This is a genomic window from Hydrogenophaga sp. ANAO-22, from assembly GCF_042466645.1.
GTDB lineage: Bacteria > Pseudomonadota > Gammaproteobacteria > Burkholderiales > Burkholderiaceae_C > Hydrogenophaga.
The window spans coordinates 5,661,018-5,674,327 of record NZ_CP159956.1 but is presented as its reverse complement, the minus strand read 5'-3'; the positions used below and the strand labels follow the sequence as shown (position 1 = coordinate 5,674,327).

Sequence of the window (13,310 nt, the reverse complement as noted above, 5' to 3'; positions counted from 1 at the left end):
GGACTGCAGAAGGCCCATCGGCTGGCCTGCCATTTGAGCGCAGCCTGGCTCAACACAAAGACCGCCATCCCGCCGACCCACCAGGGCCACAGCGGCACCCCGGCCAAGTACAGCCCAACGGCAACGGCGGCCAGGACCGCGGCGAATGCCAGGAACTGCCGGCACCGCCGCAGCTCCTCCTGTCTGGTGGGCGTGAAAGAAACTGGCCGCTGGCAACGGCTGCACGACAAGCGCTTCATGTGGGCCCGGTGGGCGCCACGTCAGCGGCAGCGACCTGGTGTTCGACCCAGGGGTCCGAGGGAGCGTCCCGGTGCCAGCAGCGCCAGCCATGGGTGTAGGCGTGCTGAATGTAGGGTCCTCGCAGCACCCGAGGGACGTCGTCCCTCGCCTGCTCGACGCCCAGGAGGTGGACGGCGCCGGCCCAGTTTTCAACCACCGGCGATGGTCGCCTGGCCAACTCGGCGTCGGCCAGACTGGCCGCCTGCTCCACCGAGCCGGCGCGAACGAGGAAGCAGGTGTCGGGGCCGTTGGGGCCGCCGGTGAAGACGTCGTCCGAGTCGTTGCCCCAGCGGATGACTTCGTAGAGGTTCATCATGCAGCGCGTCGGTCCCTCATCAACGCGAAGGCCGCGACCCCATTGCCGTGAGCACGCCCAGGCCGATGAAGGACGTGCCAGCGATCCGGTTGCCCCAGACACCGTGCCGTGCCGCGCGGCCCAGGCGCGGTGCGACCAGGCTGGCGGTGAGCACGTAGAGGATGTCGGTGCAGCACGCGATGGCCACGAACACGCCGCCGAGCGCCAGGGTCTGCAGCAAAGGGTTGGCGCCGTGCGCGTCCATGAACTGCGGCAGGAAGGCGGCGAAGAACAGGGTGGTTTTCGGGTTCAGCAGCGCCACCAGGAAGCCGTCGCGGAAGACGCGCCGCAGGGGTTGCGACGGCACCTTGGGCGTGGCGCCGTCGGCCACCGGCGGCGGCGCCATCCACATGCGCACACCCAGGTACACGAGGTAGGCCGCACCGGCCCACTTCACCACCGTGAAGGCCACCGACGACACGGCGAACAGGGCGGCCAGCCCGAGCGCGGCGCCGAGGGCGTTGGCGAGGTTGCCGAGGGCCACGCCCAGCACGGACGAAAGACCGCAGGCGCGCCCTTGCGCCAGGGTGCGGGCCACGATGTAGACGACGGCGGGACCGGGGGTCAGGGCCAGCACCAGGCTGGCGCCCACGAAAGCCAGAAGCAAAGGCGTGTCGGGAAGCATGGGAACTCCAGAAATCGGTATCGCCAGTATCGCCGCAGCCCGGAAAAAACTCGAGGATGTCGATGGAAACCGGCCTCGAACGTCGGGACTGTGAAAGGAAAAAAATTTCTCATGGACCCCACCATCACCGCTTTTGAATGCTCGCCCGATCACGGCCAGGGGCTCGCGCGCGCAGCGGCGGGTTGAGGGCCGGTCAGGGCATGGCGAGCAGGTCCACATGGCCCACGCGCAGGCTGCCCGAAGTGGCCTTCGCGTGCCGCCGTTGCCGCCACGCTTCCAGCGCGGCGAGGGACGCGGGCTCCTGCTCGCACGCGGCGTGGGCGATGCCGTCGACCAGCGCGTGGTGCAGCGCGCCGGCCTGTGCGCTTTCCAGGCTGTGGATGCGCCAGTCGCTGGCCGCGCTGAACACGCGGTAGCCGCTGCCCTGCAGCGCGCGGCGCAAGGCCGGCAAGGCAGCCGCGCCGAGCGCGGGGCCAAAGCCCTTGTCGCGCCGCTGGTGCCGGGCGAAGAGCCGGCCCACGGTCGAGTCCAGCGGGTCGCCGGGCTCCCAGTCGTGGCGGCCGTCCACGCTGAGCGTGAAGAGCATGGCCGCGCGCGCACCCACGGCGTGCGACACCAGCCGTCGCAGCCAGTCGGCGCTCACGAGATCAAGCAAGGCCGACGCGGTGACGAGGTGGGCCGCGTGCCAGGGCAGCGTGTCCAGATGCCGCGCGAGGTCCAGTTGCCGGCAGACGATGGACGCCTCGAAACCCGGGCCGCTGGCGCCGGGTGGCCAGCCGCGCAGCAGTGCGGCGTCGTGGTCCACCACCAGCCATTGCTGCGGTCCGCCCAGGCGGGGCGCGAGCCAGCGCTGGTTCGCGCCGGTGCCGCAGCCCAGGTCGATCACGCGCCAGGGTGTGCCCGCCGGTGGGGCCATGGCATGGAACCGCGCGGCCAGTTGCAGGTGCCTGGCGGCCTCGTCGCGCGCCGCGGTGTCGAAAGGTTCGCGCTGTTGCAGCCAGTCGGCGCTGAAGTGGGCGCCGCTCACGGGTATACCTTCGGCTTCGCCTGCGGTGCGAGCTTGCTGGGGCGGCCCGGCGCGGCGTTCATGCCATGGCCTCCAGCACGGCCGCGTAGCGCGCGGCCTGCTGCGGCCAGGTGGGCAGCGCGGCGGCGGCTTCGCGCGCGCCAGCGCCCAGGCGCTCGCGCAGCCCGGCATCGGCCAGCACGCGCTCCAGCGCGGCCTGCAGCGCGGCCACATCACCGGCGGGCACCTGCAGACCAGCGCCGGGCGGCAGCGTGTGGGCCAGCGCCCCGCCGTCGGTGGTGACCACCGGCAGGCCGTGGGCGATGGCCTCGGCGATCACCATGCCGTAGCCCTCGTAGAGCGAGGGCAGCACGAACACATCGGCCGCCAGGTAGTGCGCGCGCAGCGCTGGGCCCGGCAGCTCACCGTGCCAGACGACGCGTTCGCCCAGCGGCGCGGCCAGGGCCTGCAGGCGCGCGGCGGTGCCGGGGTCGCGCTCGGCGCTGCCCACCAGGTGCAGCACCCACTGCAGTTGCGTGAGGCTGGCAATCGCTTGCAGCAGCAGGGCATGGCCCTTGCGCGGCGTGAGCGTGGCCACGCAGAGCAGTTGCACCGGGCCGTCGCGCCGGGGGTGGGCTGTGGTGGGAGCGACGGGTCGGTGCCCGGCTCCACCACGGCGATGCGCCCGGGCGGGACGCCCAGGGCGGCCACGTCGTCGAGCGTGCGGCGGCTGGGCACCACCACCTGCCGAACCAGTTGCAGGGCTTGCGCCTCGGCCGTGCGCAGGTGTGCGCTGTCCGCCGCGCTCAGACCCGTTTCCAGGTGCAGCGGATGGTGCACATGGGCAACCCAGCGCAGGCGCTGGGCATGCGGCCGCACCACGCGCGCCAGGGCGCCGAAGGCCAGGCCGTCGGCGATCACCAGCGCGCCATCGGGCAGGGCCGCGATGCGGGCCAGGGCGGCCGAGAGGCCGCTGTCGTCGGGCCAGGGCCAGGCGCCTTCCAGCACCTCAGGCAGCACCGTCCACCCCTGCTCGCGCAGGGCGAGCGAGAGCCGGCGGTCGTAGGTGTAGCCGCCCGTGGGGATGTGCCAGTCGCCCGGCAGCAGGAAGTGGCAGACGCGCTGGCCGGGCATGGCTCAGACCGGCAGCGTGCCTTCGTACGAGGCCCAGGCCACGTGCGATTCGTGCAGGGTCACCTTCATCTGCCGCAGGCCGGCCGACTGCGCGGTGGGCAGCGCCTGCGCACCGAGCGCGCCGGCCGCGATGCGCACGGCGATGTGGTCGAAGATCACGCGCGCCAGGAACTCGGTGGTGGTGTTGCGGCCCTTGAACTCGGGCATCTCGTCCAGGTTCTGGAAGTTGAGCACGGCCAGCGTCTCGCGCAGCACCTGCGTGGCCAGGCCGATGTCGACCACGATGCCGTCGGCATCCAGCGCCTCGCGGCGCAGTTCGAGGTCCACCACGTAGGTGGCGCCGTGCATGCGCTGGGCCGGCCCGAACACCGCGCCCTGGAAGCTGTGGGCGATCATGAAATGGTCTCTGACGTTGACGGCGTACATCGGTCGGGGGTCCTTTGAAAGGCGGGAAGGATCACGCAGGGTAGTCGATGCGCTGGCACAGGGTGTCGGGCGCATCGGCGCCGGCCAGCCGCGCGAGCACCTGCGGCAGCTCGGCGAAGGGCGCGGTGTGGGTGACCAGCGCGTCCAGCGCCGGCTCGGTGAGCAGCGAGAGCGCGAGTTCCAGGCGCTGGCGGTGGCTCCAGCGGTCGCGCTGGCGCTTGGCCACATGGCCCACCTGCGAGCTCTTGAGCGTGAGCCGCTGCGAATGGAAGGCCTCGCCCAGCGGCACGCTGACCGGGCGGCTGCCGTACCAGCTGAGTTCGAGCACCGTGGCCTCGAAGGCCGCAAGCCGCAGCGCGGTGGCCAGCCCGGCCGACTGGCCGCTGGTGTGGATGACCAGATCGGCCTGCGGCTGCGCCGCTTCGGGCAGGGCAAAACCGGCACCGAGCGTGGCCGCGATGCCCGCGCGCGCGGGGCTCGTGTCCACCACCTGCACGCTGCCCTCGGGCAGGCGCGCCGCGAGCCAGGCCACCAGCAGGCCGAGCGTGCCCCCGCCCACCACGGCGATGCGGTCGCCTGGGCTGGGCTGGCCGTCCCACAGGGCGTTGATGGCGGTTTCCAGGTTCGCGGCCAGCACGGCGCGCGCGGCGGGCACCCCGGCGGGCAGCGGCACCAGCACGGACGCGGGCACCTGGAACACGGTCTGGTGCGGGTAGAGGCAGAACACCTCGCGCCCGAGCAGCTCGGGTGGCCCGGCTTCGACCACACCCACGTTCACGTAACCGTACTTCACCGGGCCGGGGAACTCGCCCGCCTGGAACGGCGCGCGCATGCGCTGTGCCTCGCTGGCGGGCACCTCGCCCCGGAACACCAGGCCCTCGGTGCCCCGGCTCACGCCGGTGTGCAGGGTGCGCACGCGGGCGAAGCCTTCGGGAAGCGGTGGCAGGGTTTCGTCGCGGATCTCGGCGAGGCCGGGGCTGACCACCCAGCAAGCCTGGGCGGAAACGGCGGCGGACGGATCGGAGGCGATGGGCATGGGCGAAGGGCGGAACGCGGTGTCGGCGGGGTGGGCGTAGTGTGACCCATGGCCAATATTTCCACATTAATCGAAATGTCGTATGATTCAGCGCATGAACGAAACCGATGTCGTCCGCGCGCTCGGCGCCCTGGCCCACCCCCTTCGCCTGCGGGTGTTCCGCGCCCTGGTCGTCAATGGCCAGGCCGGCCTCACACCCGGCGTGATGAGCGAGGCCCTGGAGATCCCCAACACCACCCTGTCGTTCCACTTGAAGGAGCTGACTTCGGCCGGCCTGGTGACGCAGGAGCGGTCCAGCCGGCACCTGGTCTACCGCGCCGCCTACGAGCAGATGAACGGGCTGCTCGGTTACCTCACCGACAACTGCTGCCAGGGTGCGGAATGCGCCGTGGACAGCACCTCCTCCTGCCAATGCTGACCCTTCATTGCCCGCCACCATGACCACCCCAACGCCCCTGAACGTGCTCTTCCTGTGTACCCACAACTCGGCCCGCAGCATCCTGGCCGAAGCCACGCTGAACCACCTGGGCCGAGGCCGCTTCAAGGCCTTCTCCGCCGGCAGCAGCCCGCGCGAGAACCAGCAGCCCCACCCGCTGGCCCTGGAGGTGCTGCAGCGCGCCGGCATGGCCACCGAGGGACTGCGCAGCAAGAACTGGGACGAATTCGGCCAGCCGGACGCGCCCCACATGGACCTGGTCATCACGGTGTGCGACAACGCCGCCGGTGAGACCTGCCCCTACTGGCCCGGCCAGCCCGCCACGGCCCATTGGGGTTATGCCGACCCGTCCGAGGTCAAGGGCACGGCCGAGCAACAGCTGGAGGCTTTCCGCGAAACCCTGCTCGCCATCCGCCGGCGCCTGGAGTTCCTGGTCAGCCTGCCGCCGGCCAGCGTGGATCGGCTGGCGCTCCAGAACATGGCACGCGAACTGGCCCAGCGCTGAGCCGGCATGTTCGCGGCCGTCCTGATCTTTGCGTTCACGCTGCTGCTCGTCATCTGGCAACCCCGGGGGCTGGGGATCGGCTGGAGCGCGCTGCTCGGCGCGGTGGTGGCTCTGCTGGCGGGTGTGGTCCAGCTGTCCGACATCCCGGTGGTCTGGCACATCGTCTGGAACGCCACCGCCACCTTCGTGGCGGTCATCGTCATCAGCCTGGTGCTGGACGAGGCGGGCTTCTTCGAATGGGCCGCCCTGCACTTCGCGCGCTGGGGCGGTGGCCAGGGACCCCGGCTGTTCGCCCTCATCGTGCTGCTGGGCGCGGTGGTCGCCGCGCTCTTCGCCAACGACGGGGCGGCCCTCATCCTCACGCCCATCGTCATGGCCATGCTGGTCGCGCTGGGTTTCTCGCCCGCCACCACGCTGGCCTTCGTCATGGCGGCCGGGTTCATCGCCGACACCGCCAGCCTGCCCCTGGTGGTGTCCAACCTCGTGAACATCGTCTCGGCCGATTTCTTCGGCATCGGCTTCAACCGCTACGCCGCCGTCATGGTGCCGGTGAACCTCGCGTCGGTGGCCGCCAGCCTGGTGGTGCTCTACCTGTACTTCCGCCGCGACCTGCCGGCGACCTACGACCTGCGCCAGCTGAAGGCGCCCGCCGCCGCCATCCGCGACCTGAACACCTTCCGCGCCGGCTGGGCGGTGCTGGGCCTGCTGCTGGTGGGCTTCTTCGGGCTGGAGCCGCTGGGCGTTCCCGTGAGCGCGGTGGCGGCGGCGGGCGCGGTCCTGCTCCTCGCCGTCGCGGCCCGGGGCCACGTCATCGGCACCCGCAAGGTGCTGAAGGAAGCACCCTGGCAGATCGTGGTCTTCTCGCTGGGCATGTACCTGGTGGTCTACGGCCTGCGCAACGCCGGGTTGACGGGCCACCTCGCCGCGCTGCTGGACCGGTTCGCCCAGGGCGGCGTCTGGGGCGCGGCCATGGGCACGGGGTTCCTGGCGGCCGCGCTGTCGTCGGTGATGAACAACATGCCCACGGTGCTGGTCGGTGCGCTGTCGATCGAGCAGTCCACGGCCACCGGCGTGGTGAAGGAGGCCATGGTCTACGCCAACCTCATCGGCTGCGACCTGGGCCCCAAGATCACGCCCATCGGCAGCCTGGCCACGCTGCTGTGGCTCCACGTGCTGGCCCGCAAGGGCACCACCATCGCCTGGGGCTATTACTTCCGGGTCGGCGTCGTGCTGACGCTGCCCGTTCTCGCGGTCACGCTGGCGGCCCTGGCCCTCCGCCTGGGCGCGACTTGACAACCCGCCCCTTCACATGACCCTCGAAATCGATCAGCCCCCGCTCGACCCTGCCGCGTTTCAGCCGCTGGATGTCGAGCGCCTGTTTCCCAGGGAGCGGGTGACCCATGCGCCGCGCATCCTGCTGCTGTACGGCTCGCTCCGAGAGCGGTCCTACAGCCGCCTGCTCACCGAGGAAGCCGCCCGCCTCCTGCAAGCCATGGGCGCCGACACACGCATCTTCAACCCCAGGGACTTGCCGCTGCCCGACGCGGCGCCGGAGGACCACCCGAAGGTGCGCGAGCTGCGCGACCTGGCCCGGTGGTCCGAGGGCATGGTCTGGTGTTCGCCGGAACGCCACGGCGCCATGACCGGCATCCTGAAGGCGCAGATCGACTGGATTCCGCTGTCGGAGGGCTCGGTGCGGCCGACGCAGGGCAAGACCCTGGCGGTGATGCAGGTCTCGGGCGGCTCGCAGTCCTTCAACGCGGTGAACCAGCTGCGCGTGCTGGGCCGCTGGATGCGCATGTTGACGATCCCGAACCAGTCTTCCGTCGCCAAGGCCTATCAGGAGTTCGAGGAGAACGGCCGCATGAAGCCGTCGTCGTACCACGAGCGCGTGGTGGACGTGATGGAAGAGCTGGTGAAGTTCACCGTGCTCACCCGCGACAGCGCGCCCTACCTGGTGGACCGCTACAGCGAGCGGCGGGAGAGCGCCGAAGCCCTGTCCCGGCGGGTCCAGCTGCGCAGCATCTGAAAGCGGCCACCCGGCGCCGGTGAACGAATCGGCGGATGTGGTGTCGGAAGGAGGCGCGTGCCATGATCGCCGGAACCGCCCACCATGAAGACCACCGGAGCCCCCCTCGCCTCAGCCCCGGGCCTTGCCGGCCTGCGGCGTGACGCCGCGCGCGATCTGGCGGTGGTGGCGGCCCTGGTGGGCGTGCTCGCCAGCGCGCTGGGCGCGGCGGGCGACCTGGGCCTGGACTACATGGCCAAGACCTGGCTGGTGTATGGCCTGGGCGCCTGGCTGGTGTGGCGTGCCCTGGCCCACCACCCACATCCGCGCTTCGGCCCCGCCAACCGCGTGACCCTGGTGCGGCTGGGCTCGATGGCCCTGCTCGCGGCCCTGGTGGGCGAGGCCCTGCCCCGCCCGCCCCTGACTTCGATGGCCCCGGCGGCCTGGTGGCTGGTGGTGATCGCCACCGCCACGGCCCTGCTCGACGCGGTGGACGGCGCGCTGGCCCGGCGCAGCGGCCTGGCCAGCGCCTTCGGCGCCCGTTTCGACATGGAGACCGACGCGGCCTTCACCCTCGTGCTGTGCGCACTGGTGCTGCAGGCCGGCCAGGCCGGCCCCTGGGTGCTGGCGTCGGGGCTGATGCGCTACGCCTTCGTGGCCGCCTCGAAGCCCTGGCCCTGGCTGGCCGGTGCCCTGCCGCCGAGCAAGCGCCGCCAGACGGTGTGCGTGGTGCAGATCACCGCGCTCATCATCTGCCTGGGGCCCATCGTGCCGCCCTGGCTGGCGGCCTCGCTGGCCGCCTTCAGCCTGGCCCTGCTGAGCCTTTCGTTCGCCGTCGACATCCGGACCCTGGCGCGGCAGCGCCCCACCCTCACGGAGACCTGAGCCATGCGCACTTCCACCGCCCTTTTCCTTCCGCTGGCGCTTTGCGCCCACCTGCTGGCCAGCTCGCCCGCGCACGCCCAGGCAGCCAAATACGAGCTGGACCCGGACCACATCACCATCGCGTTTCTGGTGGACCACATCGGCTACGCCAAGGTGCTGGGCCTGTTCCGCTCGGCGCGCGGCAGCTACCGCTTCGACGAGGCCACGGCCACGCTGTCGGACGTGCGCATCGAGGTGGAGACGGCCAGCGTCTTCAGCAACCAGCGCAAGCGCGACGAGCATCTGAAGGGCCCGGACTTCCTGAACAGCGGCGAGTTCCCGCGCATGGTGTTCACCGCCAGCAGCGCCAAGCGCACCAGCGAGCGCAACTTCGAGATCAGCGGCCAGCTGGAGCTGCTGGGCAAGTCGCAGCCGCTCACGCTGCAGGCCACCTGGAACAAGAGCGCCGAGTCGCCCATGGGCGGGCCGCTGCGCAAGCCCTACACCATGGGCGTGTCCGCGCGCGGCAGCTTCAAGCGCAGCGCCTACGGCATGAACTACGCGGTGTCCAACGGCTGGGTCGGTGACGAGGTGCCGCTGATCATCGAGTTCGAAGCGGTGCGCCAGTGAGCGCCGCGCCGCCGCGGTGGCTGCCGTGGCTGCTGCGCTTCGGCCTGGCGTTCGCGCTGCTCAACGCGCTGTGGACCTTCGAGAACCGCTGGCCGGGTTTCGGCGTGCGCACCATGCCGCGCCTGTCGTTCGAGCTGTGCCTGGCCGTGGTGGCGCTGATGGGCTGGGTGCGCTGGCGCGGCCGGCTCTCGGCGCGCGCGGCCACCGCGTGGTCCCTCGGCTTCGTCTTTCTCGTTCTGGTGCGCTACGCGGACGTGACGGCCCCGGCCGTGCTGGGCCGGCCGGTCAATGTGTATTGGGACGGGCGCCACGCCGCCGAACTGCTGCGGCTGGCCGCCCAGACCCTGCCCGCCTGGCAGTTGCTGGGCCTGGCGCTGGCGCTGCTGCTGGGCGCGGTGCTGCTGGTGGGCCTGGTGCGCCGCGCGATCGTGGTGCTGGCGCGGTGCCTGGCCTGGGAGCGCCCCCAGCCCTGGCTGCTGGCCGCCGTGGCCGCGTGCACGCTCAGCTTCGCCGCCTACGTGCCCGGTGAGCGCGACACGCGCTGGTTCTTCTCGCTGCCGCTCACACCCACGCTGGTGCACCAGGGCCAGTTGCTGGCGCGCGTGGCCTGGCCGGCCTCGGCCGAGTCGGTGCTGGGCGCGGGCCCGGCCTTCGACGGCGATCTCTCCGGCCTGATCGGGCCACAGGGCCCGGCGGACGTGCTGCTGGTGTTCGCCGAGTCCTACGGCACGGTGAGCTTCGACCGGCCCGAGCAGGCCGCCGGGCTGGTGGCGGCGCGCGCGGCGCTGGACGAGGCCATCCACGCCGGCGGCCGCACCGTGGTCAGCGCCCGCGTGACCGCACCCACCTTCGGCGGTGCCTCGTGGCTGTCGCACGCCGCGCTGCTGGCCGGCGTGGACACCAGCGACCCGGGCGACCACGACCTGCTGCTCGCCAGCGACCGGCCCACGCTGGTGCGCCATTTCGCGCGCCACGGCTACCGCACCGTGGGCTGGATGCCGGGCCTCAAGCGCCCCTGGCCCGAGGGCGCCTTCTACGGCTTCGACCGCCTCGCGAAGGACGCCGACATGGGCTACACGGGCCCCGACTTCGGTTACTGGCGCATCCCCGACCAGGCGGCGCTGGCACTGCTGCACACGCAGGAACTCGCGCCCACCACGGATCGCGCGCCGCGCTTCGTGGTGTTCCCGACCACCAGCACGCACGCCCCCTTTCACCCGCTCGCGCCCTTCGTGCCGGGCGGCTCGCTGCGCACCGGCCCCCAGACCTACAGCGCAGCGCAGGCCACGGCCGCGCAGGCGGCGCCGCTGGCGGTGCGCGAGCCCCTGCCGCCCTACCTGGAGAGCCTGCGCTACCAGCACGCCTGGCTGGCGGACTACCTGAAGCAGCGCTCGGCCCGGCCGCTGGTGATGGTGGTGGTGGGCGACCACCAGCCGCCCGCGCTGGTGAGCGGGCCCGCGGTGTCGTGGGACGTGCCGGTGCACGTGATCAGCGAGGACCGCGCCCTGCTGCAGCGCCTGCTGGGCAGCGGCTTCGCGCCCGGGCTCACGCCACCGGCGGAGGCGCTGGGGCCGATGCAGCGGCTGACCGAGGTGCTGCTGGCGGTGTTCAACGCGCCCGGGGCGCACGAGGTGCAGGGCTTCGAGCACGTGGGCGCGCCCGCGAGCAGCCCGCCGCACACCGGGTCCTGAGGCGGCTCAGGCCACGAGCCAGGCGTGCACGTCGCCCGAGGGCGCGTCCGCCGGCAAGGCGCGCAGCCAGCCGCGCATCGCCTCGGCGCCCTCGCCTTCGGGCTGGAGCAGGTGCTGCCGCTCGCCCAGCGACACCGCATAGCGGTAACGCCCGGGCCCGGCCAGGGCTTCGAGCCGGTCGATGCAACCCAGCGCCACGTCGCGCACGGCCGGCACGAACTCGAAGGACAGCGCCGGCAGGGGCTGGCTCAGGCCCATGAGCACCTCCAGCTCGAAACCCTCCACATCGATCTTCACGAAATCGGGCCGCCCGTGCGTGGCGATCAGCGCGTCCAGCGTGGTCACGGGCACCAGTGGCCCGGCTTCCCAGCGCACACCGCGGAACGACGGTGCCGCGCCCGCGCGCTGCACGAAATCGGTGGAGAGCGTGGCCACGGTGGGCGTGCGCGGGCTGGCCATCAGGCGGGCTTCGCCGGGCGCGCGGCCCAGGGCCTGCGGCAGCAGCGCCACCTGCGCATCGTGGCCGAAGCGTCGCCCCAGCAGCCGCACGAAATCGGGCTGCGGCTCCAGCGCGACCACGCGCGCGCCGAGCTGGCGGAACGCCGCCACGCGGTTGCCGGCGTGGGCGCCGACGTCGAACGCCAGACCACCCACCGGCAGGAAGCGGCGGTAGAAGCGCCGCAACTGCGCGCCGCGCCAGGGGATGGCGCGGTACACGAGGAAGGAGCGCAGCAGGCCGAGCGGACGGTCGATCGCGCGGCTCATCGCGGGCGCTGGGGGGCAAGGGGATGAGGACCATCTGGACGGTCCGGTTGGCCGGGTTCTCGGTGTCCTGCGCCGTCAGCGCCGGCAGGTCCTTCTTCGCCAGCGGGGCCACGAAGATGCGGGCCGCGCCAATGCCGCCCTGCTCGCGCAGCAGCTCGGCCACGCTGCGGGCGCGGCGCATCGCGAGCGCGTCGTTGAGCGCATCGCCCCCGACCGTGTCGGTGTGGGCCACGATCAGGATGCCCACGTCGGGGTGCGCGCGCAGGTGGTCGCGGGCCTTGTCGATGTCCGCCGCGGCCTGCCGCGAGAGCTCGGCCTTGCCGGTCGCGAAGAGCACCGGCGGCAGCACCGGCAAGGGGTCGGCCACCGCCACCGGCGAGGGGCTCGACGGCAGCACCACGTAGACCGTGGGCGCGCTGGCCGTCTCCTTCTTCGGCGCGTTGGAGGCCACCGCGAACACGGCGATGGAGATGATCGCCGCCAGGCCGGCCCAGAAGACGGTGTCGGTACCTCTGGACACGCGCACGTGCAGGCGCGTGAACGCGCTCCAGTGGTTGACGGCCGCCAGCGCGTCGGCCAGGCGGTCGTACTCCTCCTTGCGATCGACCTTCGTGGTGTCGGCCTGGTAGTGCTCCCAGGCCAGGCGCTTCTCTTCGATCAGGCGGCTCACCGAATCGATGCGCGGGCTGTTCGGGTCGTTGGGGTTGCGCTTGGGCAGCAGCTCGTCCTTGCGCCGCGCGAACTCGGCCTGCACGGCGAGGATCTCGGCGTCCTGGGTGGTGTCGATCAGCAGGTTGGTGTACGCCAGATCGGGCGTGAGCACGAACAGCAGGCGGCGCACGGACCAGCCCAGCAGCAGCAGCGACACGAGCAAGGCCAGCGAGGCCACGATCCAGCGCGGGCTGAACAGTTCGAGCGAGCCGTAGCCGGAAAACGGCGCACCGGCCAGCAGCACGCCGGCGATGCCGCCGAACACCGCGATCAGCGTCTTGACGTTGTCGCGCAGGCTGGCCTTGGCGACGACATAGGGATCGGCGGCGGCCATGGCGCCCTACTCCAGCGGATCGTTGTGCCAGAAGCGCAGCACGTCCAGGCCCAGGTCCGGCTCCTTCAGCAGCTTCTGCAGCCGGCCCAGTTCATGGCTGGCGTCGGGCGACGACAGGGTGCCGACGTCCACGTCCAGCACCGTGATCGCGCCGAAGCGCAGGGGCTTCACGCGCGTCACCCGCTGGCGCACCAGGCGCTGCAGGCTCTCCGGATCCAGGCCCTTGAATTCGGCGAGCTTCCAGCGCTCGATGCCGGCGACCTCGACCACGAAGAGTTCGCGGGCGTCAAACGGCTCCTGCGTGCTGGATTCGATGAACATCACCCCCGGCGGCGTGGCCGGTTCGGGTGCGGGCGGTCGGGGCGGTGGTGGCGAGGGGGATGCCACCGGCGAGGGCGCGGGGGCCGGGCTGGCGGCAGGGCTGGGTTTGGCGCTGCCCCGCCATCGCCGCCACCGGGGAGCTTCACTTCGATCCAGTCCCGTCCACACTGGATCTGGATCGTGC

16 protein-coding genes and 2 pseudogenes are annotated in these 13,310 nt (G+C 72.0%); 8 read left to right on the top strand and 10 right to left on the bottom strand.

Translation table 11 applies throughout. The features are described from left to right. Window positions 1-235 precede the first annotated feature (235 nt). From ABSY19_RS27615 to ABSY19_RS27585, 7 genes and pseudogenes are all read right to left on the bottom strand, one after another. The gene (locus tag ABSY19_RS27615) at window positions 236-595 is read right to left on the bottom strand and encodes a hypothetical protein (protein ID WP_382157649.1); all 360 of its coding nucleotides are present in this window, start codon (window positions 593-595) and stop codon (window positions 236-238) included. Window positions 596-614: 19 nt separating this feature from the next. Continuing rightward, a complete protein-coding gene (locus ABSY19_RS27610; RefSeq protein WP_382157647.1) occupies window positions 615-1,259 on the bottom strand; it encodes a LysE family translocator in 645 nt (214 codons plus the stop codon). A 193-nt stretch (window positions 1,260-1,452) separates the two neighbouring features. Continuing rightward, window positions 1,453-2,286 carry a hypothetical protein gene (locus tag ABSY19_RS27605; RefSeq protein ID WP_382157645.1) on the bottom strand — a complete coding sequence of 278 codons (834 nt, stop codon included), beginning with the start codon at window positions 2,284-2,286 and terminating at the stop codon, window positions 1,453-1,455. Between the two features lie 58 nt (window positions 2,287-2,344). Next, window positions 2,345-2,878, bottom strand: a complete 534-nt coding sequence (locus ABSY19_RS27600; RefSeq protein WP_382157643.1) for a glycosyltransferase family 4 protein — start codon at window positions 2,876-2,878, stop codon at window positions 2,345-2,347. Between the two features lie 95 nt (window positions 2,879-2,973). After that, window positions 2,974-3,399, bottom strand: a pseudogene (locus ABSY19_RS27595) (hypothetical protein); the annotation flags it as partial. Between the two features lie 3 nt (window positions 3,400-3,402). After that, complete coding sequence (locus ABSY19_RS27590) at window positions 3,403-3,825, bottom strand: 6-pyruvoyl tetrahydropterin synthase family protein (RefSeq protein WP_382157641.1); 423 nt, start codon at window positions 3,823-3,825, stop codon at window positions 3,403-3,405. A gap of 31 nt (window positions 3,826-3,856) precedes the next feature. Continuing rightward, window positions 3,857-4,861: a zinc-binding alcohol dehydrogenase gene (locus tag ABSY19_RS27585; protein WP_382157639.1), complete on the bottom strand. Its 1,005-nt coding sequence runs from the start codon at window positions 4,859-4,861 to the stop codon at window positions 3,857-3,859. Window positions 4,862-4,955: 94 nt separating this feature from the next. Between ABSY19_RS27585 and ABSY19_RS27580 the strand changes: the two genes are divergently transcribed. The 7 genes from ABSY19_RS27580 to ABSY19_RS27550 all read left to right on the top strand — a co-directional run bounded on the left by ABSY19_RS27580 (window position 4,956) and on the right by ABSY19_RS27550 (window position 10,995). Further along, window positions 4,956-5,279 carry an ArsR/SmtB family transcription factor gene (locus ABSY19_RS27580; RefSeq protein ID WP_382157637.1) on the top strand — a complete coding sequence of 108 codons (324 nt, stop codon included), beginning with the start codon at window positions 4,956-4,958 and terminating at the stop codon, window positions 5,277-5,279. Window positions 5,280-5,298: 19 nt separating this feature from the next. Beyond that, window positions 5,299-5,802, top strand: a complete 504-nt coding sequence (locus ABSY19_RS27575) for an arsenate reductase ArsC (RefSeq protein WP_382157635.1) — start codon at window positions 5,299-5,301, stop codon at window positions 5,800-5,802. 6 nt (window positions 5,803-5,808) lie between these two features. Beyond that, window positions 5,809-7,095: an arsenic transporter gene (locus tag ABSY19_RS27570; protein ID WP_382157633.1), complete on the top strand. Its 1,287-nt coding sequence runs from the start codon at window positions 5,809-5,811 to the stop codon at window positions 7,093-7,095. A gap of 16 nt (window positions 7,096-7,111) precedes the next feature. Continuing rightward, complete coding sequence (gene arsH, locus ABSY19_RS27565; protein ID WP_382157630.1) at window positions 7,112-7,831, top strand: arsenical resistance protein ArsH; 720 nt, start codon at window positions 7,112-7,114, stop codon at window positions 7,829-7,831. A gap of 84 nt (window positions 7,832-7,915) precedes the next feature. Beyond that, the gene (locus ABSY19_RS27560) at window positions 7,916-8,695 is read left to right on the top strand and encodes a CDP-alcohol phosphatidyltransferase family protein (protein WP_382157628.1); all 780 of its coding nucleotides are present in this window, start codon (window positions 7,916-7,918) and stop codon (window positions 8,693-8,695) included. Between the two features lie 3 nt (window positions 8,696-8,698). Next, window positions 8,699-9,304, top strand: coding sequence for a YceI family protein (locus tag ABSY19_RS27555; RefSeq protein WP_382157626.1), 606 nt, complete (start codon window positions 8,699-8,701; stop codon window positions 9,302-9,304). Continuing rightward, window positions 9,301-10,995, top strand: coding sequence for a sulfatase-like hydrolase/transferase (locus ABSY19_RS27550; protein ID WP_382157624.1), 1,695 nt, complete (start codon window positions 9,301-9,303; stop codon window positions 10,993-10,995). The genes ABSY19_RS27555 and ABSY19_RS27550 overlap by 4 nt, the downstream gene beginning before the upstream one ends. Window positions 10,996-11,001: 6 nt before the next feature. On the opposite strand, the gene ABSY19_RS27545 is transcribed toward ABSY19_RS27550, so the two are convergent. Next, window positions 11,002-11,760, bottom strand: coding sequence for an FkbM family methyltransferase (locus ABSY19_RS27545; protein WP_382157622.1), 759 nt, complete (start codon window positions 11,758-11,760; stop codon window positions 11,002-11,004). Between the two features lie 103 nt (window positions 11,761-11,863). Then, window positions 11,864-12,097, bottom strand: a pseudogene (locus tag ABSY19_RS27540) (OmpA family protein); the annotation flags it as partial. On the opposite strand from ABSY19_RS27540, the gene ABSY19_RS27535 reads away from it, so the two are divergent. Then, complete coding sequence (locus ABSY19_RS27535) at window positions 12,039-12,164, top strand: hypothetical protein (protein WP_382157620.1); 126 nt, start codon at window positions 12,039-12,041, stop codon at window positions 12,162-12,164. The pseudogene ABSY19_RS27540 and the gene ABSY19_RS27535 sit on opposite strands and share 59 nt — an antisense overlap. 647 nt (window positions 12,165-12,811) lie before the next feature. On the opposite strand, the gene ABSY19_RS27530 is transcribed toward ABSY19_RS27535, so the two are convergent. After that, window positions 12,812-13,126, bottom strand: coding sequence for a hypothetical protein (locus ABSY19_RS27530; RefSeq protein ID WP_382157618.1), 315 nt, complete (start codon window positions 13,124-13,126; stop codon window positions 12,812-12,814). Between the last annotated feature and the right edge of the window lie 184 nt (window positions 13,127-13,310).

What these genes read in the sequence shown, in the direction of transcription:
- ABSY19_RS27615 (WP_382157649.1), bottom strand. Translation starts at nt 595, where the DNA reads ATGATGAACCTCTACGAAGTCATCCGCTGGGGCAACGACTCGGACGAC.
- ABSY19_RS27610 (WP_382157647.1), bottom strand. Translation starts at nt 1,259, where the DNA reads ATGCTTCCCGACACGCCTTTGCTTCTGGCTTTCGTGGGCGCCAGCCTG.
- ABSY19_RS27590 (WP_382157641.1), bottom strand. Translation starts at nt 3,825, where the DNA reads ATGTACGCCGTCAACGTCAGAGACCATTTCATGATCGCCCACAGCTTC.
- ABSY19_RS27585 (WP_382157639.1), bottom strand. Translation starts at nt 4,861, where the DNA reads ATGCCCATCGCCTCCGATCCGTCCGCCGCCGTTTCCGCCCAGGCTTGC.
- ABSY19_RS27580 (WP_382157637.1), top strand. Translation starts at nt 4,956, where the DNA reads ATGAACGAAACCGATGTCGTCCGCGCGCTCGGCGCCCTGGCCCACCCC.
- ABSY19_RS27575 (WP_382157635.1), top strand. Translation starts at nt 5,299, where the DNA reads ATGACCACCCCAACGCCCCTGAACGTGCTCTTCCTGTGTACCCACAAC.
- ABSY19_RS27570 (WP_382157633.1), top strand. Translation starts at nt 5,809, where the DNA reads ATGTTCGCGGCCGTCCTGATCTTTGCGTTCACGCTGCTGCTCGTCATC.
- arsH (WP_382157630.1), top strand. Translation starts at nt 7,112, where the DNA reads ATGACCCTCGAAATCGATCAGCCCCCGCTCGACCCTGCCGCGTTTCAG.
- ABSY19_RS27560 (WP_382157628.1), top strand. Translation starts at nt 7,916, where the DNA reads ATGAAGACCACCGGAGCCCCCCTCGCCTCAGCCCCGGGCCTTGCCGGC.
- ABSY19_RS27555 (WP_382157626.1), top strand. Translation starts at nt 8,699, where the DNA reads ATGCGCACTTCCACCGCCCTTTTCCTTCCGCTGGCGCTTTGCGCCCAC.
- ABSY19_RS27545 (WP_382157622.1), bottom strand. Translation starts at nt 11,760, where the DNA reads ATGAGCCGCGCGATCGACCGTCCGCTCGGCCTGCTGCGCTCCTTCCTC.
- ABSY19_RS27530 (WP_382157618.1), bottom strand. Translation starts at nt 13,126, where the DNA reads ATGTTCATCGAATCCAGCACGCAGGAGCCGTTTGACGCCCGCGAACTC.